22 protein-coding genes are annotated in these 25,253 nt (G+C 34.9%); 13 read left to right on the top strand and 9 right to left on the bottom strand.

Features of this window, described 5'->3' with window-relative positions; genetic code table 11:
• Nucleotides 1-82: 82 nt before the first annotated feature.
• Nucleotides 83-718, top strand: a complete 636-nt coding sequence (locus DMB71_RS12100) for a hypothetical protein (RefSeq protein ID WP_239452964.1) — start codon at nt 83-85, stop codon at nt 716-718.
• A gap of 60 nt (nt 719-778) precedes the next feature.
• On the opposite strand, the gene DMB71_RS12095 is transcribed toward DMB71_RS12100, so the two are convergent.
• From DMB71_RS12095 to DMB71_RS12060, 8 genes are all read right to left on the bottom strand, one after another.
• Nucleotides 779-1,126 carry a CHRD domain-containing protein gene (locus tag DMB71_RS12095; protein WP_162614820.1) on the bottom strand — a complete coding sequence of 116 codons (348 nt, stop codon included), beginning with the start codon at nt 1,124-1,126 and terminating at the stop codon, nt 779-781.
• A gap of 269 nt (nt 1,127-1,395) precedes the next feature.
• The gene (rlmH, locus tag DMB71_RS12090) at nt 1,396-1,869 is read right to left on the bottom strand and encodes a 23S rRNA (pseudouridine(1915)-N(3))-methyltransferase RlmH (RefSeq protein WP_111366411.1); all 474 of its coding nucleotides are present in this window, start codon (nt 1,867-1,869) and stop codon (nt 1,396-1,398) included.
• A 171-nt stretch (nt 1,870-2,040) separates the two neighbouring features.
• The gene (locus DMB71_RS12085; RefSeq protein ID WP_111366410.1) at nt 2,041-2,343 is read right to left on the bottom strand and encodes an antibiotic biosynthesis monooxygenase family protein; all 303 of its coding nucleotides are present in this window, start codon (nt 2,341-2,343) and stop codon (nt 2,041-2,043) included.
• 92 nt (nt 2,344-2,435) lie between these two features.
• Nucleotides 2,436-3,851, bottom strand: coding sequence for an amidohydrolase family protein (locus DMB71_RS12080; RefSeq protein WP_111366408.1), 1,416 nt, complete (start codon nt 3,849-3,851; stop codon nt 2,436-2,438).
• 174 nt (nt 3,852-4,025) lie between these two features.
• Nucleotides 4,026-4,310, bottom strand: coding sequence for a GNAT family N-acetyltransferase (locus tag DMB71_RS12075; protein ID WP_111366406.1), 285 nt, complete (start codon nt 4,308-4,310; stop codon nt 4,026-4,028).
• Between the two features lie 5 nt (nt 4,311-4,315).
• Nucleotides 4,316-4,711 carry an OsmC family protein gene (locus DMB71_RS12070; RefSeq protein WP_111366405.1) on the bottom strand — a complete coding sequence of 132 codons (396 nt, stop codon included), beginning with the start codon at nt 4,709-4,711 and terminating at the stop codon, nt 4,316-4,318.
• A 2-nt stretch (nt 4,712-4,713) separates the two neighbouring features.
• Nucleotides 4,714-5,595, bottom strand: a complete 882-nt coding sequence (locus DMB71_RS12065; protein ID WP_111366403.1) for a pirin family protein — start codon at nt 5,593-5,595, stop codon at nt 4,714-4,716.
• A gap of 296 nt (nt 5,596-5,891) precedes the next feature.
• Nucleotides 5,892-6,992 (bottom strand): DNA alkylation repair protein, encoded by a 1,101-nt coding sequence (locus DMB71_RS12060; protein ID WP_111366402.1) that lies wholly within the window; start codon nt 6,990-6,992, stop codon nt 5,892-5,894.
• 204 nt (nt 6,993-7,196) lie between these two features.
• Between DMB71_RS12060 and nadC the strand changes: the two genes are divergently transcribed.
• From nadC to priA, 7 genes are all read left to right on the top strand, one after another.
• Nucleotides 7,197-8,054, top strand: a complete 858-nt coding sequence (nadC, locus tag DMB71_RS12055) for a carboxylating nicotinate-nucleotide diphosphorylase (protein WP_111366400.1) — start codon at nt 7,197-7,199, stop codon at nt 8,052-8,054.
• Between the two features lie 76 nt (nt 8,055-8,130).
• Nucleotides 8,131-9,054, top strand: a complete 924-nt coding sequence (locus DMB71_RS12050) for a YihY/virulence factor BrkB family protein (protein ID WP_111366398.1) — start codon at nt 8,131-8,133, stop codon at nt 9,052-9,054.
• A gap of 1 nt (nt 9,055) precedes the next feature.
• Nucleotides 9,056-9,484 (top strand): DUF2147 domain-containing protein, encoded by a 429-nt coding sequence (locus DMB71_RS12045; protein ID WP_111366397.1) that lies wholly within the window; start codon nt 9,056-9,058, stop codon nt 9,482-9,484.
• Between the two features lie 11 nt (nt 9,485-9,495).
• Nucleotides 9,496-10,230 carry a subclass B1 metallo-beta-lactamase gene (gene bla-B1-FLAV / locus DMB71_RS12040; protein ID WP_111366395.1) on the top strand — a complete coding sequence of 245 codons (735 nt, stop codon included), beginning with the start codon at nt 9,496-9,498 and terminating at the stop codon, nt 10,228-10,230.
• 86 nt (nt 10,231-10,316) lie between these two features.
• Nucleotides 10,317-10,553 (top strand): hypothetical protein, encoded by a 237-nt coding sequence (locus tag DMB71_RS12035; protein ID WP_111366394.1) that lies wholly within the window; start codon nt 10,317-10,319, stop codon nt 10,551-10,553.
• The gene (locus DMB71_RS12030; RefSeq protein ID WP_111366392.1) at nt 10,553-10,957 is read left to right on the top strand and encodes a type II toxin-antitoxin system VapC family toxin; all 405 of its coding nucleotides are present in this window, start codon (nt 10,553-10,555) and stop codon (nt 10,955-10,957) included. Before DMB71_RS12035 ends, DMB71_RS12030 begins: the two co-directional genes overlap by 1 nt.
• A gap of 46 nt (nt 10,958-11,003) precedes the next feature.
• Nucleotides 11,004-13,454 (top strand): replication restart helicase PriA, encoded by a 2,451-nt coding sequence (gene priA / locus DMB71_RS12025; RefSeq protein ID WP_111366391.1) that lies wholly within the window; start codon nt 11,004-11,006, stop codon nt 13,452-13,454.
• A 10-nt stretch (nt 13,455-13,464) separates the two neighbouring features.
• On the opposite strand, the gene DMB71_RS12020 is transcribed toward priA, so the two are convergent.
• Entirely contained in the window at nt 13,465-14,163 is a 699-nt protein-coding gene (locus tag DMB71_RS12020; RefSeq protein WP_008463025.1) for a LytR/AlgR family response regulator transcription factor, read from the bottom strand.
• A 177-nt stretch (nt 14,164-14,340) separates the two neighbouring features.
• Between DMB71_RS12020 and rpsF the strand changes: the two genes are divergently transcribed.
• The 5 genes from rpsF to DMB71_RS11995 all read left to right on the top strand — a co-directional run.
• On the top strand, nt 14,341-14,682 hold the full coding sequence (gene rpsF, locus DMB71_RS12015; RefSeq protein ID WP_068842999.1) for a 30S ribosomal protein S6: 342 nt from the start codon (nt 14,341-14,343) through the stop codon (nt 14,680-14,682).
• 5 nt (nt 14,683-14,687) lie between these two features.
• Nucleotides 14,688-14,984: a 30S ribosomal protein S18 gene (gene rpsR, locus DMB71_RS12010; RefSeq protein WP_002987043.1), complete on the top strand. Its 297-nt coding sequence runs from the start codon at nt 14,688-14,690 to the stop codon at nt 14,982-14,984.
• Nucleotides 14,985-15,049: 65 nt separating this feature from the next.
• Nucleotides 15,050-15,490 (top strand): 50S ribosomal protein L9, encoded by a 441-nt coding sequence (rplI, locus tag DMB71_RS12005; RefSeq protein WP_111366389.1) that lies wholly within the window; start codon nt 15,050-15,052, stop codon nt 15,488-15,490.
• A gap of 131 nt (nt 15,491-15,621) precedes the next feature.
• Complete coding sequence (locus DMB71_RS12000; protein ID WP_111366387.1) at nt 15,622-16,095, top strand: DUF6495 family protein; 474 nt, start codon at nt 15,622-15,624, stop codon at nt 16,093-16,095.
• Nucleotides 16,096-17,266: 1,171 nt separating this feature from the next.
• Nucleotides 17,267-25,253, top strand: a 7,987-nt coding sequence (locus DMB71_RS11995) for an Ig-like domain-containing protein (RefSeq protein WP_111366948.1), incomplete at its 3' end; no start/stop codon positions are given.

The raw sequence follows: 25,253 nt of genomic DNA, 5'->3' as shown, positions 1-25,253 counted from the left end.
GCTTCGCCAGTTCGCTATCGCTCATGTCCTCGTTCCTCGGAATGACAAAACGTTGTATTAATTCTTTGTGTAAAAACTAAATATGATGAAATATTTCACATTAATTATCGCTTTCCTTCTTTTTTCCTGTGGAAAAAAAGAAGATGTTTTATTGCCAAAATCAAATGTTTCAATTGTAAAAGACGTACAAGATCATTCGCCAATTTACATCTTTTTTAAAGTTGATGAAAAAGACACAATTGCCGATTTAAATCGAAAAAGTGCCATTATTTCGACCAATTGGATTTTCAATATCGACAAACGTCTTCCTTTGAAACTGTTGATTCCTCAAGTAATCAAAATGCAGGATAAAAAACGAAACGAGAAAATGCATCAAAATGAAGAATCTGAGAACTATTATTCTTATGCCGATTCTGTTGGAAAAAATCTAGCCTTTTTACCTTTCACGAAAGTGTTCTATAAAATGGAGAAACCTACTGCGGGAAGTTTCGTTGTTTACTTTAAAAAAGGAAAAAAACAGGTTTTTATGGGAAATCAGGAAATAAAAATATCAGAAATTTTAAAGCATTTCTATAGCATAAAGTTTGAGAAAGTGCCAGATTTGGTGTTTTTGTTTGATAAGGATATGAGTTATGAAGAATATATTCAATACAAAATTCTATTGCAAAAAGAGGTAACTTATAATCTCGATAGACTTCCTGTAGAATTTATTTTTTAATAAGCTAATATAAGAACAAAAGCCTTTCTAATTCAAGAAAGGCTTTTTAGTTTTAGAAGTTTAATAGCCACCGCCACCGCCACCACCGGCAGAAGTGTCAGTTTTTGTGAGAGTCCCGCTGATTTCTCCATTAGGATATGCAGTAGTGTGTAAATTAACATAATAATGATTAGCCATCAGCTCAGTAATTTGTGCATCAGTAATAGAACCAGACACAGATATTGGAGAGGTAGATACACTAGCATCAGGAAACGGAATAACAATTGTACCGTCTGCCGCATGTATATGTCCATGTATTGGTGTTAATCCTGAAAAATTTACTTTAAGATCAAATGTTTTAGCAGTCTGATTTAATTTAAGTGTAGCACTACCTGAAGCTGAAGAAGTCGCACCTGCAACTGGGGTCAAATTAGCAGTAAATGTCACAATTACAGGTGGTGTGTAATTGTCGTCATACCCATTAGAACAAGAAGTTCCAATTAAAAGCAACAGTAGGATTGCAGAAAGTTGAAATAAAGATTTCATAATTATATGCTTTTTAGGTTAGAAATAAGGTTAAAAAACTATAATTATTAAATTTTATTAAGATTTAATAAATCACTATAAATTTACGCTTTTATTTTTGAATTAATCGGTTTTTTTGTTTTTTAAAATACTGATTTTTAATAATTTGTGTATTATTGATGGTGATAAGGTTCGTTTCTTAAAATTGTAAATCCTCGATACAATTGTTCTATAAAAAATAAACGAACCATTTGGTGCGAAAATGTCATTAGCGAAAGCGAAACTTTTCCCTGTGCTTTTTTATAAACCGTTTCAGAAAATCCGTAAGGTCCGCCAATTACGAAAACCAATGTTTTTACACCAGAATTCATTTTTTTTTGTAATTCTTCGGAGAAACCAACGCTTGAGAATGTTTTTCCGTTTTCATCCAATAAAATTAATTGGTCTGTTGCCGTAAGCTTTGAAAGAATCAATTCGCCTTCTTTTTCCTTCTGCTGGCTCTCAGATAGGTTTTTTACGTTTTTGATGTCAGGAATAATCTCCAATTCAAACTTGATGTAAAAAGACAAACGTTTGGTGTAATCGTCAATCAGAGTTTGAAGCGATTTATTATCTGTTTTGCCTATGGCGATGAGTTTGATGTTCATTGATTGAGTTTTTTAGCCACGACCCGAGCGATAGCGAACGGACGAAGTAATTGCACAAATTAGCACGAATTTATTTTTTCTGCCACAGATTAAAAGGATTAACACAGATTAATTATTTTAAATTTAAAAAAAATCTTTTTAATCCTTTTAATCTGTGGCAAAATGAAAACTTTATTTTTTGTTTTCAAAAACTGTTTCGAAATGTTCTACAATTGGAAACGGTTCATAATAATGATGTAAAATCTTTTTCCATTCCAAATACGCTTCAGAAGTTCTGAAACCTACGGTATGATCTTCAAGCGTATTCCAGTCAACCAATAAAAGATATTTGTTCTCTACTTCGAGACATTTTTCCAAACGATGTCCTAGATAACCATCGATTGATGAAATATATTGACTTGCTTTTCTAAAATCGGCTTCAAATGTTGACGCTAATTCTGGTTTTACGAAAAGAAATGCGGCTTCTAGAATCATATTTAAAATGAGTTTTATCTACTTGATCAGCTAAATCTGCGGGAAAAAATTATACTCTCGCAGATTTATCGGATTTGGCTGATTTTATTTTACTAATTTTTAGAAAACTTCGCTTCAAAAGTTTTAAAGCGATTTTCCAAATCTTTAATTAATTGCTTTTTTACCGATGCATCTTGAATGAAACTGTAATTGATGCTGTTGTAAACGTATTTTTTGATCGTTTCGTAATTCACATCAGGATATCTTTTCGCCAGTAGAACATATTGTTCTGTCATACTGCTTCTTAAAATTCCTGCATCGTCTGTACTAATTACAATTGGCACATTAAACTCTTTGTAAAGTGTAAATGGATGTCTGTTTTCTTTTACTTTCAAAATGAATTCGTTGCTCACTAAATTGATTTCAATCGGAATATTATTTTTCGACATATATTTCAATAAATCATACGAGTTAGCTTCGTAAGCAATATCCACTCCGTGGCCAATTCTGTTGGCGCCTGCCACATAAATCGCGTCGTTGATGTGCCACGTTAATTCTTCTGGCTGAACTAGACCTAAAGTTAATTCACCTGCATGAAGCGTATATTTTACATCAGGAAATTTCGAGTGGCAATATTTAAACATCACCATGTGTAGCCAATAATCTTTCATTGAATTTTCGCCATGTTCAGGAGAAACAATGTTTACACCTGCAGTCAGTTTACTTTCGCTTGACGAAATAAAAGCAATAACCAAATTTTTGAACAAATCTACAGGCTCCATAAAACGAAGCACAAAGTTTTGATAACGCATCGTGAATTTGTCGTCATCTATTTTTAAGTCTTTATGAAGTTTTGCTATAAAGTTATTATTGAAATCTTCGGCATATTTTTTAGCCTCTTTTTTCTGAAGCGATTTATATAATTCATCCAAAAGTTTCAAAACTGCTTTTTCATCTTTTTGACTAGCTGCCTGACGAAGATTGGTATTGAATTCTGCTAAATCAGAAACGTTCATATCGCATGGAATTGTTGATAATTGTGTTTCGATATACGTTACATTTTCTGCAATGGCACGTTTTTTTAATTCAAGCATTCCTTCTGCAAAATGACCGGCAATAGTAGGTTCAAACTTCATGAAAGAATCAAAAAACTGATCATCAGAAGGAACCGATCCGTTATAATCTTTAACGGACCAAGTCTGCATAATTTGCTGTTCGTAATACTCTAATTTTCCTTTATTTTTAATAGATGAGAAGTTTTCCCAGTTTCCGTTTGCAGGTTTGGTTTTTGAAACCGCCATTGTTTCCAGATTCAAATAAAAGTTTTCTGCAATGGCTCTTTCTAAAAGCGATTCTGCATAAACTGATCCTGAAAAATGGTGGTGTAAATCGCCTCCTTTTGGCATTTGTTGAAAGAAAGCTGTTAAGAGAGCTTCATTATTTCTGATTTTTTCTAAATAACTCTCAGCCGATTGAGAAAAGCTGATTTGTGCTATAAAAATACAGAAAAGCGTAATTATCCTTGTCATACATTAAGTTTAAATTACGCGCAAATATACGATTTTTTTTTGAGGTTCAAAGTTACAAAGTTACATAGGGGCAAAGTTTAGAATAAATGATTAATGGCAATTAAATAAAAAAGACGCACAGTAGTACGTCTCTAAATAAGCCTTTGTTCCTTTGTAACTTTGAACCTTTGTTACTTAAGAAAAAAGTACATCATGTATTTCAGGAACCTTATCAAAAACGCTTTTTGCGAAAGGACAAAGTGGAATAATTTTCAGATCATTATTTCTGGCATATTCTACGGCGGCCATAACCAGTTTTTTACCAACACCTTTTCCGTTAAAATCAGGACTTACTTCAGTATGATCGATGATAAATTTTGAATCTCCTGCCCAAGTATAGGTCATTTTTCCTGCTTCTTTTCCGTCTTCTATGGCTTCAAAATAGCCTCTTCTTGTATCGTTTATTTGTTGAATTTCCATTGTAATTATATTAGTGTGGTTTTGATTTCGATTGAATGTGTCAATGTTTTATGAATTGGACAACTGTTTGCAATCGTTTCTAGTCTTTGTCTTTGCTCTTCGTTAACGTCGCCTATTACTTCAATTCTTCTGGTAAAAGAGGTACAATTTCGCTCTGAATCTCTTTCAAAATCAATTTTGATATTGATTTCTTCCACATTCCATTGCTTGCGATTAATGTACATTCGTAAAGTAATTAAGGTGCAAGAAGCCAATGATGAAGCCAAAAGTTCTGTTGGGTTTAAACCTAAATTTTTTCCGCCTAATGATTGTGGTTCATCTGAAATTAAAACATTTCCGCTTGCCGAAGTAATTTCCGTTCGATACAAACGCGTATCTATTTTTGCTGAAATTGTATCCATAATTATTTAATTCTTGGTTCTGGCAATGGCACAAATTCTGTTTCGCCAGGAACTTTTGGGAAAGTTTGGTTTGTCCAGTCAGTTTTTGCTTTTTCGATGAGGTTTTTGTCTGATGAAACGAAGTTCCAAAAGATAAAATGTTCTTCAGGAAACGGCTGTCCGCCAAAAAGATAAACTGTAGAGTTTTCAGAAATTTCAAATTCGCAAAGAGAAGCTTCAGTTGTAATTAAAATCTGTTTTGGATCGTAAACATGTTCACCATTTTTGATGCTTCCTTCTAAAATATACAAACCGCTTTCGCCAAATAAATGATGTCCAATATTGATTTTCTTAGCTTCTTTGCTTTTAATTTCAATAAAATATAACGGACTATAAACAGGAACTGGTGATTTTTTGCCAAAAGCTTCACCAGCAATTAATTTGTATGAAACGCCATCTTCTTTCCAAGCCGGAATATCGTCAGCTTCAACATGTGTGAAATTAGGTTCCATTTGCTCCAATTCTTTCGGAAGCGCCACCCAAATCTGCAATCCATGAAGCATTTTATCTGTATGTCTTAAATATTCTGGAGTTCTTTCAGAATGCACGATTCCTTTTCCAGCGGTCATCCAGTTTACAGCGCCTGGTTTTATTTCTAGTTCTGTTCCTAAACTGTCGCGATGCATAATGCTTCCTTCAAACAAAAAAGTAAGCGTTGAAAGTCCGATATGCGGATGCGGAGGAACATCCATATTTTCATGGTCACTTAAATGTGCTGGGCCCATATGATCGATAAATACAAATGGCCCAACGGCTCTTTTTTCACGGAAAGGCAATAAACGGCCTACCAAAAAGTTGCCGATATTGGCAGCACGTTCTTCGATAATTAAACTGATATTTGACATGTGATATTATTTGATTTGAAAACAAAATTACAGCAATGGTATTTGTCTGTAACTTAATTTAGATTAAGAAAAGTTGTTTTTTTGTGTTAGCTATAAAAGTAGGGAAAATGTAGAATATTTCAAATTGTTGATTTTTATGTTTTTACGTTTTTTTTGTCATTTCGACGAAGGAGAAATCTTCGTAAGAAACTCTACAAAGATTTAATTTTCGTTGCGGAGCTACTTGTGGAGATTTCTCCTTCGTCGAAATGACAAACTAGACGGTTAAATGGTAGTAATTTGTAAAAATTGTATTTTTAATCAATCAACTCAAACTCCAAAACTTCACTTTCATTTCCATTAATAATAATAGACAATTGATGAATTCCGGTATGAAAAACACGCGTCGTAATTAATTTAAAAGACTGATTTCTTTCAATTTTAGTCAATTGATTTGGATGATAAATCTTTTCGCTGATTTTGAAGACTTTTTTCGCCAAATGCCCTTTTGCTTTTTTGTAATGAACAGCGTATTCTAAACGAACCGTTTTTGGTTCTTCATTTTTATTGTTTAAGTGAAATTGAAACTGAAGATAGTCACCAATTTTAACCACAGGTGTTTTGATTTCGAAAGAAGAAAGTACAATATTAGTGCTTTCTAAACCATAATGACTTAAAATTTCTGGATGTCCTTGCTTTAGTAAAGTTCGTGAACCATGTTTTATAATTCCATCGGTTTCTTTGCTGTGGCCTTTCCATCTTGAAGCGATTTCTAATACAATCTGCGGATTATCTTTAGCAATATCATTTAAATTATTGGCAACACTTCTTCGAACATATTCTGAAGAATCATTTTTTAAGTTTTCCAAAATGGGAAGAATAGAAGAGGGATCTTTTTTCAGAAACGGAATCGCCATAGCCCACGGCAATCTTGAGCGTGAACCTTCGCTTGCTAAACGACGTACATGATGATTTTTATGCAATGACCATTTGATCATTTCATCAATCATTTTTTCTTTATATTTTAAAATGAAAGGGCGAACGGCAAATTCGCAACTTATAAATTGAGTTACAGAAACAAAGGCTTTCTTAGAAGTTTCAAAATCATCTAAACCGTAAATTTCGATATAATCAGCAAAGAAAATGAAAGCAAGATTGCTGTCTGCAAAATTGTTTTTTCTTAGGTTTTCTATGATTTTGTCAATTAGATAAACAGCTTCGGGAAAGTTTTGAGGCATAAATTGATGAAATACAACGGTTGTGTGTTTCATTCTTTCTTTCCATTCTTTTTGGGCAAAATCGCCTTCGTAAATCGCTTCAATAAATTTTTGTCTGTTGAATGCTGGATATACTTCGGCAACAGCCTGACTGAAATTTTCGTAAAAAGAAACGGAGTAAATGTCTTTAATTAATCCCATAATTTTGCTTGATTGAACCTCAAAGATATTTAATTGAAAGCTTATTAAGAGATTAAGTGTTGTTAAGAATTATAACTTTATTTTTATGAATATCTTAATGGTTAAAAAAGAGATATTTAATGTTTTGTATAACTTTTCATGTTAGAGGAATTTTCAAATCCATAAAATAAGTTCTAATTTAGCATTATTATTAAAAACAGAAAAATGATAAGCGAAGCTCAATTTCAAGCAGAATTACAACTTTTAATCAGTAATGCCATTAGAGAAGATGTGGGACCAGGTGATTACAGTTCGCTGGCGTGTATTCCAGATACTGCTCATGGTCAGGCAAAACTATTGGTAAAAGATCAAGGAATCATTGCCGGAGTTGAACTTGCCAAAATGATATTTGAACATGTAGATCCGAAACTAAAAGTAAAAACTTTTATCGAAGACGGTACGCGTGTAGAATATGGCGAAGTTGTTTTTGAAGTTTCTGGAAGTTCGCAATCTATTCTAAAAGCCGAAAGAGTAGTTTTGAATACCATGCAGAGAATGTCGGCGATTGCTACAAAAACCAGCCATTTAATGGGGCTTTTGGAAGGAACAAACGCAAAGATTTTGGATACGCGCAAAACAACTCCAAATTTTAGAGTGGCTGAAAAATGGGCTGTAAAAATTGGCGGAGGCGAAAATCATCGTTATGCTTTGTACGATATGATTATGCTGAAAGACAATCATATTGATTTTGCTGGCGGAATTACGCGCGCTATTGCAAAAACAAAAGAATATTTGAAAGAGAATAATCTTGACTTGAAAATTATTGTTGAAGCTCGTGATTTGGATGAAATCAGAGAAATTTTATTGAGCGATGGAGTTCACAGAATCCTGATAGATAACTTTAATTATGAAGATACAAAAACGGCAGTTGCTTTAATTGGTTCAAAATGTCAGACGGAATCTTCTGGAAATATCAGTGAAAAAACAGTTCGCGAATATGCTTTGTGTGGCGTAAATTATATTTCATCTGGCGCGTTAACGCATTCTGTTTACAATATGGATTTGAGCTTGAAAGCTTTTTAATGGAGTTATGAATTTTGAGTTATGAGTTATAAGTTATAAGTTGATTTTTACAATCTAAAATCTAAAATCAAAAAATATGTCGAAAGAGATAGAAGATCGGATTGAGAAGCTGCCTGTAATACGCAATCTGGCCCGACTTTTTAAAAGAATAAAATTCCCTTGGTTAGAGGGATTTTCTTTGTATGATTTGCTCGAAATGTACACCATCGGAATTATTGATGGTGCATTTTCATATCATGCAAGCGCAGTTTCTTTTAGCTTTTTCATGGCTTTATTTCCATTTGCTTTATTTATTTTAAACTTAATTCCGTTTATTCCCATAGAGAATTTTCAGGAGGATTTCCTGCAGTTTGTGCAGCAAAGCGTTCCTCCAAATACTTTCGATGCGATTAGTAAAATTATCAGCGATATCTTAAATAATAGTCACTCCGGATTATTATCGTCTGGATTTTTGCTTTCGATATTTTTAATGGCAAACGGAATTAACGGAATTTTAAGCGGTTTTGAATCCTCAAAACACGTTTTTGATAAACGAGGTTTTCTGCATCAATATCTAGTAGCTCTAGCCATTTCACTCATTATGACAATAATTTTATTTGTTACAGTGGCTACTATCGTAGTTTTTGAGGTTTTTATTCAGAAAACCATCATTCAAGATGTGCTGAGCGACCGAATCCCGCTTATTATTTTAGGGAGATATTTATTCGTGATCTTAATGATTTTGATAACATCTTCAATATTATTGCGTTATGGTACAAAACAGTATAATAAAGTGCCTTTTATTAGCATTGGTTCTGTTTTTACAACGGTCTTAATTGTTATATCTTCGTTCTTTTTTGGGATTTGGGTTATAAAATTTTCAAAATACAACGAACTTTATGGTTCAATTGGGACATTATTAATTCTAATGTTTTATATTTGGATAAACTGTATGATTCTGCTTTTAGGGTTCGAATTGAATGCTTCTATCAGAAAATTAAAACAAAAAAAAGAAAAATAATATGAAAAATTTGATTCTAACTATCGGAGTGTTCTTCTTTGCCCTAACCATGCAAAGTCAAAGTGTAATTGGAAAATGGAAGACAATTGACGATGAAACTGGCGAAGCAAAATCGATTGTAGAGATTTATGAGAAATCTGGAAAAATATATGGCAAAATCGTAGACATACTTCGCGAGAGCCACAAAAAAGATGTATGTGTAAAATGCGATGGTCCTGAAAAGAACAAACCAATTTTAGGAATGGTTATCATAAACGGACTTAAAAAAGATGGTTCTGAATATAATGGAGGAACAATCTTGGATCCCACAAGCGGTAAAAAATACAAATGTTATGTTACTCTAGAATCTGCCGATAAATTGAAACTTCGCGGTTATGTTGGAATTTCTCTTATGGGAAGAACACAATATTGGACGAGAGTAAAAAATTAATTAATATCTAAATGCGAAAATTAGCTTCGATAATTTTATTCTTAGCAGTAGTTTCAAACAGCTTTGGACAATCTAAGAATTCGCCATTACCAATAAGTCATCTAACAGGTGACTTTTATGTTTATAAAACGTTTCATGATTACGATGGAACGTTGATTTCTGCTAATGCCATGTATCTAGTTACAGATAAAGGTGTTGTGCTTTTTGATGCGCCTTGGGATAAAAATCAGTTTCAGCCTTTGCTGGACAGCATAAAAGCAAAACACAATAAAGCGGTTGTGATGCTTTTTGGCACGCATTCTCATGAAGATCGTGCAGGCGGATTTGATTTTTATAGAAAAAAAGGAATCAAAACGTACTCAATTAAACTGACAGATGATATTTTAAAAAGTAAAAATGAACCAAGAGCTGAATTTATAATTCCAAATGATACTACTTTTACTGTTGGGCAATATAAGTTTGAAGTGTATTATCCAGGCAAAGGACATGCGCCAGATAATATCGTAGCGTGGTTCGAGAAAGATAAAATTCTTTATGGCGGATGTTTTATAAAAAGTGAAGAAGCGAAAGATTTAGGATATTTAGGAGATGCTGATGTCAAAGAATGGGAGAAATCAATCAAGAAAGTTCAATTAAAGTTTAAAAATCCAAAGTATGTTATTCCGGGACATGATGGCGGAACAACCAATAAATCAATAGATCATACTTTGAAATTGATTAAGGAGTATTTGTCGGCAAAGTCTTAGAGCAAACAGAATTTTTAAAACTAGTAATCTGTGTTTAGAGTTTAAAAATAGCTTAATTTTGTGTTTAAATCAATAAGAAAAATAGAATGACTGTTACGGATAAAAATATACTTGAAGCTTATTCAAACTTATTTGAAGGACTTAGTTTTTCTAATAAAATCGAACTCATAGAAAGACTGACAAAATCTATAAAAAGCAATAAATCAAAAGAAAATAATTTTTATAAATCTTTTGGGGCTTTTGCATCTGAAAAATCTGCGGAAGAAATTATTTCTGAAATAAAATCGAACAGGAACTTTAAAGATAAAGAAATTAAGTTTTAATGGGATATTTATTAGATACAAGTATTTGTGTTTTCTTTTTGAGAGGAAAGCTTAATCTTGATAAAATTGTTAGAGAAGTTGGTCTAGAGAATTGTTATATCTCTGAAATAACGGTTGCGGAACTTCGGTTTGGTGCTGAAAATAGTGATAATCCTATAAAATCTAATAAAGCTGTAGATGTTTTTTTGAAAGGGTTAACAATACTTCCAATTTTTGGTTCTATTAAAAGGTATGCTGTTGAGAAAGTGAGGCTTAGGAGAATTGGAAAACCTATTAATGATGAATTTGATCTTTTAATTGGGGTTACTGCAGTTGAGAATCAATTGACTTTGGTTACAGATAATACAAATGACTTTAAGCTTTTAGATGGGATTAAAATGGAGAATTGGTTTGAAAGAAACTAATTCTAATTTCATTTAAATTCATTTCCCAATCTTATAAAATATCTGAATGCATTTCATCGAAGTCATTTTACCGCTTTCTTTAGCTAAGACATTTACCTATAGAGTTTCTGAAGCTGAATTTCATTTCATTAAAAAAGGAATGCGGGTTGCGGTACCTTTTGGTAAAAGTAAAATATATACGGCGCTCGTTTTGGATGTTCATGAAAATGCACCCACATTGTATGAAGCCAAAGAAATTCATCAGATTTTAGATGAAAAACCAATTGCGACCGAAATTCAGATTAAACACTGGCTTTGGATTGCGGATTATTATATGTGCGGAATTGGTGATGTGTATCGTGGAGCGTTTCCAAGCGGATTATTGCTGGAAAGCGAAACCATTATTTCGCATAAACCAGATGTTGTGGTAAACGACAGCGAACTTTCTGATGATGAGTTTCTAATTTACGAAGCTTTGCATCACCAGAGTTCGTTAAAGGTTCACGAGATTGTTTCTATTTTAAATAAAAAAAATATACTTCCGATTTTGCAAAAACTGATTGCGAAGGATATCATTTTTTTAGATGAAGAAATAAAAGAAACATACAAGCCAAAGTTGGTTCGATATGTAAAACTGCATTCAAAATACGAATCGGATAGTGGTTTGGAAGAACTGTTAACGGTGCTGAAAAATGCCAATAAACAAAGGGAAATTGTTTTGGCATATTTTCAAATTAGTGCTTCCGAAAAAAAGCCAATTACAGTAAAAAAGCTTACAGAGGTTTCAAATGCAGGATCGGCAGCTGTCAAATCTTTAATTGAAAAGGAAATATTTGAAGAGTATTATTTGCAGCATGACCGTGTTACGTTTGATGGAGAAAAATCTGAAAAAGAGTTAAAGCTAAGTGTAGCTCAGGAAAAGGCTTTTTCTGGAATAAAAAACAGCTTTTTGGAAAAAGAAGTATGCTTGCTTCATGGAGTTACTTCGAGCGGAAAGACCGAAATTTATATTAAATTAATTGAGGAATATTTACAGACTGAAAAACAGGTTTTGTATTTGCTTCCAGAAATAGCGCTTACGACGCAACTTGTTTCGAGACTGCGTCTTCATTTTGGGGATAAAGTAGCTGTTTTTCATTCGAAATATAGTAATAATGAAAGGGTTGAGGTTTGGAGACAAACGCTAGAAAATTCTACAAAAGCTCAAATTGTAATTGGAGCGAGATCGGCTTTGTTTTTACCTTTTAATGATCTAGGATTGCTTATTGTTGATGAAGAGCATGAACAGACTTTTAAACAGACAGATCCTGCGCCAAGATACCACGCTAGAGATGCTGCAATTGTTTTGGCTAATTTTCATAAAGCCAAAGTTTTGCTTGGTTCAGCAACTCCTAGTATTGAAACCTATTTTAATACACAAAATGATAAATACGGATTGGTAACGCTTTCTGAACGTTATAAAAATGTACGTTTGCCTGAAGTGGTTTTAGTTGACATAAAAGACAAGCATTTCAGAAAAAGAATGACAGGGCATTTTAGCGATCTTTTGATTGAAGAAATTGCTGAATCATTGTCGGTAGGCGAACAAGTTATTTTGTTTCAAAATAGAAGAGGATATTCGCCTATAATTGAATGTATGACTTGCGGTCACGTTCCGCATTGTCAGCAGTGTGATGTGAGTTTGACGTATCATAAACACAAAAACCAGCTTCGTTGCCACTACTGCGGTTATTCAATTGCAAAACCGACTAATTGCCATAGTTGTTCTAGCATCGATTTGACGACAAAAGGATTCGGAACAGAACAAATAGAGCAAGAGTTATCTTCACTTTTTCCTAAAGCAAAAACAGCCAGAATGGATCAAGACACCACTCGAGGTAAATTTGGTTTTGAAAAAATAATAGATACATTTAAAAATCGTGAGATTGACATTTTGGTCGGCACTCAAATGTTGGCCAAAGGACTTGATTTTGACAATGTAGGTCTAGTCGGAATTATGAATGCCGATAATATGCTGCATCATCCCGATTTTAGGGCTTTTGAACGTAGTTTTCAGATGATGACGCAAGTTGCGGGAAGAGCTGGAAGATCAGAAAAACAAGGGAAAGTGGTTATTCAGACTTACAATCCGAATCATAATACAATTCAGCAAGTTACAAACCATAATTATATAGGTATGTATAAAGAGCAGTTGTATGACAGGCAAATCTATAAATATCCACCTTATTTCAGAATTATAAGGCTTACGCTAAAGCACAAAGATTTTGATAAGCTGAAAGAAGGATCGATGTGGCTATATCGGGTTTTGAGTCAAAATTTGGGAATGCCAGTTTTGGGCCCAGAAGAACCTGCAATAAGCAGAATACGAAACGAGTATATCAGAACTATATTAATTAAAATTCCGCAAAATCTTCATTTAGGAAACACAAAAAAAACTATTCAGAAAATGCTGAATAGTTTTGAGACTGTGGCTCAATATAGAGCTATAAAAGTTGTGATTAATGTAGATTTCTACTAAGACAGCACAATTAAGAAGAAGTTGAAAGTGCTTTTACAAGGTCTTCTTTTTTGTTTCGGCTTAAAGGTATTTTGGTAATTCCTATTTCGGCAAATTTGCTATTAAAGCGCTCAACCTTATCTATATTAATAATATATGATTTGTGAACACGTATGAATTTATCTTTCGATAAATCATTTTCAAAAGATTTCATGGTAGAAAGAACAAGATTGCTGTCGTCTTCGGTAACTACTCTTACATAATCTCCAAAAGCTTCAATCCATTTTATTTTTGAAGTGAAGATTTTAAGTTTTTTTAGATTACTTTTGATGAATATATGTTCTCCTTCTTCTTCTTTGATATCTTTTTTAAGCAAATGCATGTCGATTGCCCTTTTTACGGAGGCATTGAAGCGATCTACTGCAATTGGTTTTTGAAGATAGTCGGTAGCATCATAGTCGAAAGCTTTTAGGGCATATTCGGCTTTAGAAGTGATAAATATAATCTGCGGTTTTGATTTTAATCCGTCAAGGAAATCAAATCCGTTAATAACTGGCATTTCTATGTCAAGAAATATTAAATCGATATTATTTAATGAGATACAACTTTTTGCTTCAATGGCATTAGAGAAATCCCCGATTAAATGCAAGCCTGGGTGATTATTTACCAATTTGGCAATAATTGTCCTTTGTATAGAACTATCATCTACAACAACACAGTTTAGTTTCATAACATTTAAATTTAGAATAAATTCAGGATAGCAGTAGTAAATGTATTATTTTTTTGTAAAAAAAACTAAAGTTGAGGCATCTTTTTTGCATTATGACGAATAAAAGAAAAAAAATGTTGGATATATAAATTTAATGCTTACTTTTGCACCCAATTTTAACAAATAAAATTTTTATTTATGAATCATTATGAAACTGTTTTCATTTTAAATCCCGTTTTATCTGAGGTTCAGGTGAAGGAAACAGTAACGAAATTTGAAGAATTTCTTACTAGTAGAGGAGCTGAAATGGTATCGAAAGAGGATTGGGGTCTTAAAAAAATGGCTTACGAAATCCAAAACAAAAAAAGTGGTTTTTATCACTTATTCGAATTCAAAGTAGCTGGAGAAGTTCTTTTAGCTTTTGAAACTGAATTCAGACGTGATGAAAGAGTTATGCGTTTCTTAACTGTAAGTTTAGACAAACATGCTATTTCATGGGCTGAGAGAAGAAGAGCAAAATTAAAATCTACTAAAGCGTAATTATTATGTCTACAATCGAACAATCTGCAAAAGGGAAAAAAGACGGAGATATCAGATATTTAACGCCTTTAAACATTGAAACTAACAAAACTAAAAAGTATTGCCGTTTCAAAAAATCAGGAATCAAATATATCGATTATAAAGATGCTGATTTCTTATTGAAATTCGTTAATGAGCAAGGAAAAATTCTTCCTCGTCGTTTAACTGGAACTTCATTAAAATACCAAAGAAAAGTTTCTGTAGCTGTGAAAAGAGCTCGTCACTTAGCTTTAATGCCATACGTGGCCGATTTATTAAAATAGTATAAAAATCTAGTCGCTGGTTTCTGTTGAAGCAGAACCTAACTTCTAAAAATAAGGACAACAACATGGAAATTATTTTAAAACAAGACGTACAAAACTTAGGATTTAAAGATGATGTAGTATCTGTAAAACCTGGTTACGGTCGTAACTTTTTAATTCCTCAAGGTTTTGCTACTTTAGCAACTCCTTCTGCTAAAAAAGTTTTAGCTGAAAATCTAAAACAAAGAGCACACAAAGAAGCTAAAATTGTTGCAGATGCTAAATCATTGGCTGAAGCAATTAAAGCTCTTGAAATTAAAATTTCTGCAAAAGCTGGTGGAGAGAAACTTTTTGGTTCTATCACAAACATCGACATTGCTGAAGCTTTAGAAAAATCTGGAAACGCTATCGACAGAAAATTCATCACTAGTGGTATCGTAAAACGTACTGGAAAATACAGTGCTAGTATCCGTTTACACAGAGATGTAATTGTTGAGTTACCATACGAAATTGTTGCTGAAAAGTAATAGTTTTAAAATCTATACCAAAATCCCGATGTAAATCGGGATTTTTTTGTTTAATAAAGGATTGATATTAATAATTAGACTTATGGCTGAGGCTTAGAGCGTACAGCGTAAAGCACAAAGCCTTAAAAGAAATGAAATACGCAAGATTAACAAAAGAACAATTTGATGAATTACATGCTGAATTTGCCAGTTTTTTGGCTACACAAGCAATAGATAGAAAAGAGTGGGAAGAACTTAAAGTTAATAAACCAGAAGTTGCAGAACAGGAGCTTGATGTTTTTTCAGATTTGATTTGGGAAGGGGTATTGACAAGAGCAGAATATTTAGAGCATTTTTCTAAAAATCATATCTTTTTGTTTCATTGTTTCGATACTTATATTCAATCTATTGTTTTAAAATCGTTTTCTCCTGAAGTTGATTTTTTAACCAAAGAAGGACTTCAGTGGTTAAGTGATAATATGTTTACGGACAATATTGAGATGAAAGTTGGTAAGAAGGTATTTACAGATGAGCGAAATTCTTCGATTTTTGAATTGATTAAACAAGGAGCTTTTTTAAGTGATGGTCAATTATTTAAACAGATTAATACAATTATAGAATCGTAGTTTTATTTTCCAAAATATTTAAAAGGCAGGCAATTGTTAATTAGTTGCCTGCTTTTTTTGTTTTTTAACTTTTGTTTAATCTTTTTCTAAATTTTAACCCCGTATTTCTACTTGTTTTTTTGAAATTCTTCAAAGTCTTTCAAAATTGAATTTTTTTGAAGGAAATTGAATGTTTTTACGCTTAATTACGCTTAATTAGGGTCAATTTTATCAATAAAATTATACAAATTGTAAGATTATACTTCTATTACAACGATTTAACATATTTTGTTTAAGATTTTATTTAATTGATATATGACCGTCAAATTATGTTAAAAGTACCGTTTTTTCTGATGTTTAGCGTTGTGTATAATTTTGAAATAAAAGTTTTAAGAATAAATTATAAGAATTTTAGGCTTGTTTTATGTTTTTGTTTTTCCTAATTTTAGGTAACAAAAGTTAAACAAAGTTTTTCTTTTTGTTTTCAAAACATATAATGTAAAATTATTTTTCTAATTGTTGAGATAGAAATTAGAAAAATTAAATAATAACTTAATAAGTCTGCGTATGGAATTGACAATTACTTTCTTTATCAAATTTACTTTAGTTGTTTACTTTATTTTAGGTTTATTTTTCACATTAATAGGCTTACTTCATCTCAACGATAGTTTTAATCGTTATAACATATTTAATTTTTTCTCAAAAAACTTGCATTTTGGTTTGCTGTCTTATAATTACCCCATTGGGTGTGGCGATTATAAGGAGTAATATTTTTATTGGATATAATGTAGATTCTAATCGAGCTTTGTAGCTGGATATTTTTAGGAATGACTAATCAACTTTCTCTAAAAAATGAATTGACTCATATATAAGAACTCCCCAGTTCTGCCTCAATTAAATTTTCGTTATGAAAATTAGGCCTGCAACAAATCACTCCTATAGGAAAATTGACTACAATCATTTTCCTCAAAAAGCAGAACTTATTTTGTCTCAGAGAGATTGAATATGTTCTCCGGTATATTTTGATATGCCGAATTCAGCATATTTTTTTTGCAAAACAGAATTTAGGAGCTTTTTAGTAAGTTGCTAGGATTTGTTTTAACTGTTTGATTTTTAATTGATTGTTTATTGCGTAGGTGTTTGAACTTACTGCAAGAGGTGTTTTATTGTCCATTTTCTAATCTTCCAAATTATGAAAAAAAAATTTACTTTTTGTAATCTCAACTCTCAAATGAGATTATTAGGACTTTTAGCTTTATTCTTTATATGCACTAATGCATTCTCTCAGACTATTTGTAGACCTGTGTCTCAGACAAATAGTGCGGGAGGAGGGCTTTTGTGTTTAGGAGTAGATGTTAACAGTCCTGCCAATGCTTTTGATAGCGCTGGCTTATCCACCTATGCGACCTTATCAAATGGTGTTGCAGTAGCTGGGTGTTTTGCAGAAGAAACATTGACCTTAAATCAAACGGCTCGAGCCGGTGACCAAGTTGCAATATACATTGGTACTGGCAACGGATTACTTGATTTAAGTTTGTTATCAAATGCAACAGTTCAAGCTAAAAATTCGGGAAGCAACGTTGGTTCAAGTGTGGCTTTAAATAGTCCGCTTTTGAATTTAAGTTTGCTAAGTGGCAATACTGTTGCTGTTGCAAAATTCCCTATTACGGGTGATACCAATCAAATTCAAATTCAAGTTGGAGGAGGTGTGTTAGCTCTTCTAACAAGCTTAAGAGTCTATGATGTTAGACTAGAATTTGCACAGCCAACTGTCTCTGGTGGTTTAACACAAACTGTTTGTGCTGGAGTTCCGACAACTCTTACCGCAACACCTGCGGCAGGTACTACGCTAGCTTGGTATGGTTCTGAATTTTCAACAACAGCTTTGGCAGTAGGGAATACATATACAACTCCTGCTTTAACAGCAAATACTACATATTATATAGGAATAACTAGAGCAGCAGGATGCGAAGGAAATGTTCGTGTGCCTGTTGTCTTAAATGTTTCTAATCCAGTTGCACCTGCTTATAGCAATGTGGGAACCACAGTTTGTTCTAGCGGTGCAACACAGCAAACTACATTATCGTTAGTGAATGCCGTGCCTGGAACAACATATAATTGGTTTTCTTCGCCAACGGGAGGTTTATCTCTAGCGAGTGGAACTACTTATTCTCCAACAGTGCCTCTAGGAACGACCTCATTTTATGTAGAAGCTTCTATCGGAAGCTGTATTAGTCCGACTCGTACTAAGATTGATGTTGTTTCTACAGCTGTACCGGTTACACCGACAGTTCTCACTCAAAGTGTAACTATACAATCTGGGCAGAATGCAACCTTAAGTGCTACAACTACTGATGTTGGAGCACAATTGAATTGGTACGAAACCGCAACTGGCGGTACGGCGGTTGCAACAAATACATCCACTTTTACCACACCAATTTTAACAGCTACTAAAACTTATTATGTTGAAGCGCAAAGCCCAAATGGAAATTGTGTTAGCGCAACTAGAGTACCAGTTACTGTAACGGTTCAGCCATCAGCTTTGGGAGGATGTCTTGAAGCTAGCAGTCAGGTAACTAGCCAAGTGGGAATATGTTTATTGTGTAATGCTACAAATCCGAATTTCTCTGTAGACGGAAATCCTGCAACTGCAGCAAGACTGACTATTCCTGCTAATGTAGTAGGGTCTATGCAGCAAACATTACAATTTACTAATCCTGGAAAAGCAGGAGATCGTGTTGATGTTGACTTAGAATTGCCAGGAGGTTTAGCCGATGTTCAGTTATTAAGCGTAATTAGTTTGGCAACTTACAATGGTACAACTTATAATAATGATAGAGTTGCGATTAATAATCCTCTAATTACTTTGCAATTATTAAGTGGTACTAAATATAGAGCTAGCGTTACGGCTGGTGCCAATTTTGACCGCGTAGAGGTTCGTTTAGGAGGTATTGCAGGTCTTTTAACTAATTTAGACATTTATCAGGCAGCCTATACTTATAAAGCTCCAGTTGTTTCTGGGGATACTACTATTTGCAGCGGAACAACAACTACTTTAACAGCTGCACTTGCAGTAGGAGAAACAGTAAATTGGTATAATGTTCCTACAGGAGGCACTTCATTGGCTTCGACAGCGTCTTATACAACGCCAGCTTTAACTGCACCAGCGACTTATTATCTTGAGGTTACGAGAAATGGCTGTGTGAATAGTGAAAGATCATCGGTTCAAGTTTTAATTGATAATCCTGTAGCGCCAGCTGTTACGCCGACTCCATTGAATCTTTGCGCTGGACAGACATCTACTATTACAGTGCAAGCGCCAGTGGTCGGGACTACATATAATTGGTATGATGCTGCTACCGGCGGTACTTTACTATTTACAGGTAATTCTTTTGCGACTCCTGTATTAACTGTAAATACATCTTATTTTGTAGAAGCTACTATTGGTGCATGTACATCGCCAACACGTACAGCGGTAAATTTGACTGTTAGTCCAATACCTGCAACACCAACTTTTACATCATCTAATGTAATTATTCAGTCTGGTCAAAGTGCTACATTGACTATTGCAAATCCAGTTGGTGGAGTAAGATACAATTGGTTTGATGCAGCAACAAATGGAAATCTAGTGGCTAGTAATGTTACTTCCTTTACGACTCCAATATTAACAAGTAATCAAACTTATTATGTAGAGGCTTCTAGCCTAGCTACTGATTGTGCTAATACTGCAAGAGGTGTTGTAACGGTTACGGTAATAGATGCAATAAGCACTTGTCTTCATGCAAATTTACAGGCAATAGCGAAAGGAGGAGCAACAGGTTGTTTGACATGTGGCTCTGCTAATGATGGTAATTCTGTTGACAATAGCAATACTACAGCAGCTACTTTAAACGTACCTTTAGGTGTAGTTGATTATATTCAACAGACATTGACTTTTGCTTCTTCCGGACAAGCAGGAGATATTATTGATGTAGAATTGGGTATTCCAACGGGACTTCTCGATATTAGTGCACTTTCTAACATTAGTTTGCAAAGTTTTAACGGAGGAACTCCAAATACTGATCTGACTAATATTAGCTCATTATTGAATGTACAGCTTTTAGGTGGTAATCGTTTTAGAGCTAGCCTTGTTGCAGCTGGAGCATTTACAAGTGTTCAAGTTCGCTTGACAGGACTATTAACAGCTCTTTCTTCTCTAGATATTTATGATGCTTCTTACAGATTTGCAAATGCTACCATCACAGGAGCAGCAACACCAATCTGTGCAGGGCAAACAGCTTCGTTGTCAGCTTCTTCAACGGGAGGAGAAACTTTTGCATGGTATGATGCTCCAACAGGTGGTAATATTGTAAGTGTAGCTCCAACAGCTCCATTAACAACCACCACCACATATTATTTAGAAGCGACACGTGGAGGTACTTGTGTTAACAGCTTACGCCAAGCAGTGACAGTGAATGTTTTACCAATTCCGACTGCGGCAAATATTGTTATTGCAAGTCCAATTGAAGCGACTTGTACAGGAACAGCTGTGTTAGCTCCATCTTCTGATATTGCTGGAGCTACATTTAAATATTATACAGATCAAAACAAAACTACAGAAATTGTAGATGGAAGTGTTATTGGCGGAGTAACATTCGCAAAAGATGCGGTTACCGGAGCTCTTTCATTAACAGGTTTAACTGCGGTTGGATCACCTTACAATTATTACATAGCAGCTTTAAATGGTGGTACTTGTGAAAATGTTAATGGAGATTTAAAACTAGTAACAGTTAATTTCCCTTCAACCACACCTTTAACTGTTATCGCTACTCCATTGCAAGCCTGTGGAAGTGCTAATTTGGTAAATGCAATTACTAATTTTGATTCATCAGGAAGTACGACTTATACATTTTATGATCCTTCAAATAATGTAATAACTGCTGATGCCGCTGCAAATATTACAGTAAGTGGTGTTTATTCTATAGAGGCACAAAGTACAGGAAGTACTTGTCCTTCTGTTAGACAATCTGTAACCGTATCGATTACTGCATCACCAACTTTAGTGGTAACTAACCCACAAGAATCTGTAAATGTTGGAACAGATGTCGCATTAGTAGCAACTTCTACAGGAACAATTACATGGTTTAATCCACAAGGAGTTGCGATTGCAGGTCCTCCTTTTGCAACAGGACCATTAAATACGCCTGGGATCTATACTTACACAGCTGTTGCAACAGACGGAACTTGTACAGCTACAGCAACTAAAGTAATTAATGTAATTGATCTTACAAGCTGTCAAAACTTAACAGATCGAGTTTATGCAACAGCTCAAACTCAAGGGTCTATAATTACTGGAGGTGTTTCAAACGGTGCAAATGCAGTAGATGGAAACCCTCAAACATTCTCAACCATTACTACTGGTTTAGGACTTTTGGGTGTTGGTACAACATGGCAAAATTTAACTTGGCCAGCCAATATTGCTAAAGGTACTCCTGTAACAGTTAAATTAGGTTCTGAATATAGTCTATTGGCTGTTGGTCAGAATTTATCGGTAGTGGGCACAAAAAATGGTGCTCTAATCGGTACTGGGCAACCAGTATCAGGATCATTATTAAATTTACTTTCAGGAGATAATACGTATGAATTTACTTTTGTTCCTTCAGATGCTTCAGGACCGCAAGATTATGACGGTATTCGTGTTGTGTCTTCTTCTGTTTTAAGTGTTGCTCAAAATACAAAAGTATTTGATGCTTATTATAAAAAACCGGTTACTTCGGTAACATGTACAGATGGAGATATTCAAGATGTTTTTTATGGAGCAACTGACTTAGGAATTGGAGCTGCGACTGCTTTGGTAGGAGTAAGTGATGTTTGGAATGTTGCTGATAAGGATATATCTACTTTTGCTACAATGTATAGTGGGGCAGGAGTTTTAGCGGCTGCAGACTTAACAGTACAATTTAAAACCCCTTCTGTTCTTAGTGATACATTAAGAATAGTGGTTTCTAAACCAGGTACTCTTTTAACAGTTAATTTGCTAACAGGATTTTCAGTTCAACGTTATTTAGGAAATGTGGCAGTTGGTGCTCCAATCCAAAATACAAGTACTTTATTAAGTTTAAAATTATTACCAGGAAATTCTTTGGCGATGGTATTGGTATCTTCTCCAACAGAAATTTATGATCGAGTAAGAATTCGTTTTGGAGGTGTTGCTGGAGTATTAGACTTTTTAAGAGTTCATACTGTGGAAAGAACAGCCAATACAACTGTTATAGGTGCAGATCCGCAGAATAAAATAACGGTCTGTCCAGGAACCGATATTAAGCTCCAAATTCCAGAGGTGGCTTGTTCGACTTATAGATGGTATGATGCGCCAACAGGAGGAAACTTGCTTGCATCGGGAATTACCTTTACGGTGCCAGCAAATTTAACTGCTGGAATTTATAAATACTATGTACAGCCAGTACGTTATGGTTGCGAAAATTATACAAGAGGAGAAGTAACTGTCGAAGTTAGAGCTTCTGCTCCAGTAAATGCTTTAACAGATATTACTTTAAATGGAGGAACAGCAACTTCGGTTTGTTCTGCTTCAGGAGCTGTAACTTTGGCAACAGGTTTAACAGGAACGCCAGTTTTAACAAACCCTGTTTATCATTGGTATCGTTTTGACGGAACAACAGCTCAGTTGGTGACAGGTCAAACAACGGCACAATTGGTAGTAAACGGATTGATTCCGGGAACTTATACCTATTTTGTGGGAGTGAGTTCAGATGAATTCTGTGAAATCGCGGCAGCAGATAGAAAACAAATTACATTTACAATTTTACCTCCTTCAACAGTAAATGATATTTTAGTAGATGATGTAACAGTTTGTAATGGTGTACCTGCATCATTAACGCCAACTGCACCAACATTATCAAGTCCAGTATTTACTTGGTATTTAGATGCAAATAAAACACAGCCAATTACAAACGGAGCTGTTATAGCGGGAGTTACTTATACTATAGATGCTGCCGGTGTTTTGACCGCTTCAGGTTTAACAAAAGCAGTAAGCCCTAAAACTTATTATGTTGCTGTTGCAAGCACTAATACTTGCGAAAACTTAGCAGGAACATTACAAGATGCGGTAATTATTGTTAGTGATCCAAATACACCAACAACTACACAGAATCCTCAGAATTTCTGTTTGTCTAGTGCTTCTACAGTTGCCAACATCCAAGTAAACGAAAGCAATGTGGTTTGGTACGATGCGGCAACAGGAGGAAATGTAATTGCTTCGACTACTCCGTTAATAACAAGAATTTATTATGGAGCAGCTATTGATGCTGTTACAGGTTGTGAAAGTTCAGTAAGATTAGCAGTTACAGTAAATGTAAATGATCCAGGAACTCCGACTTTGGTAACAGCAGGAACGCAAAACTTCTGTTTGGCAAATGCGCCAACATTTGCAAGCGTTCAGTTTAATGAAGCCAATATTGTGTGGTATACAGCTTTAACAGGCGGAACAGCAATTCCATCTACAACAGCTTTAACCACTGGCACTTATTATGCTGCGATAAAAGATCCGACAACAAACTGCGAAAGTTCAGTGAGATTGGCGGTAACAGTAAATGTAAATGATCCAGGAACTCCGACTTTGGTAACAGCAGGAACGCAAAACTTCTGTTTGTCAAATGCGCCAACATTTGCAAGCGTTCAGTTTAATGAAGCCAATATTGTGTGGTATACAGCTTTAACAGGCGGAACAGCAATTCCATCTACAACAGCTTTAACCACTGGCACTTATTATGCTGCGATAAAAGATCCGACAACAAACTGCGAAAGCGCAGTAAGACTTGCAGTTGACGTGATTGTCAGCGATTCGGGAACTCCAACATTGGTAACAGCAGGAACGCAAAACTTCTGTTTGTCAAATGCGCCAACATTTGCAAGTGTTCAGTTTAATGAGGCCAATATTATATGGTATACAGCTTTAACAGGGGGAACTGCAATTCCATCTACAACAGCTTTAACTACAGGCACCTATTATGCTGCGATAAAAGATCCGACAACAGGCTGCGAAAGCGCTGCAAGATTAACGGTTGATGTGATTGTAAGCGATCCGGGAACTCCAACATTGGTGACTGCGGGAGCACAAAACTTCTGTTTGGCAAATGCACCGACATTTGCAAGCATTCAGACAAATGAAACCAATATAGTTTGGTATACAGCCATAACAGCCGGAACGTTGATTCCATCTACTACAGCTTTGACAACAGGACAATATTTTGCCGCAATCTCAGATCCTACGACAGGCTGCGAGAGCGCTTCAAGATTAACGGTTGATGTGATTGTAAGCGATCCGGGAACACCTACATTGGTGACTGCAGGAACACAGAACTTCTGTGAGGCAAATGCTCCAACTTTTGCAAGCATTCAGTTCAATCAAACAAACGTAGTTTGGTACACAGCTTTAACAGGCGGACCGTTGATTCCATCTACTACGGCTCTAACAACAGGACAATATTTTGCAGCAATCTCAGATCCTACGACAGGCTGCGAGAGCGCTGTAAGACTGGCGGTTGACGTGATTGTAAGCGATCCGGGAACACCGACATTGGTTACTGCGGGAACACAGAACTTCTGTTTGGCAAATGCGCCGACATTTGCAAGTGTTCAGTTTAACCAAGCTAATATTGTTTGGTATACGGCTCTGACAGGCGGAACAGCGATTCCATCAGCCACAGCTTTAACAAGCGGCACATACTATGCGGCAATCTCAGATCCGGCAACAGGCTGCGAGAGCGCTGTAAGGCTGGCAGTTGACGTGATTGTGAGCGATCCTGGAACACCAACATTAGTGACTGCAGGAACACAGAACTTCTGTCAGGCAAATGCGCCGACATTTGCAAGCGTTCAGTTTAACCAAACTAATATTGTATGGTATACTGCTTTAACAGGCGGAACAGTTATAGCTCCAACAACAGCTTTAACAAGCGGCACATACTATGCAGCAATCTCAGATCCAGCAACGGGATGCGAGAGCACTGTTAGGCTGGCAGTTGACGTGATTGTAAGCGATCCGGGAACACCAACATTGGTGACCGCAGGAACACAAAACTTCTGTCAGGCAAATGCGCCGACATTTGCAAGCGTTCAGTTTAATCAAGCTAATATTATATGGTATACGGCTCTGACAGGCGGAACAGCGATTCCATCAA

The organism is Flavobacterium tistrianum, from assembly GCF_003254545.1.
Taxonomy (GTDB): Bacteria; Bacteroidota; Bacteroidia; order Flavobacteriales; family Flavobacteriaceae; genus Flavobacterium; species Flavobacterium tistrianum.
This window is presented reverse-complemented; position numbering and strand designations above follow the sequence as displayed.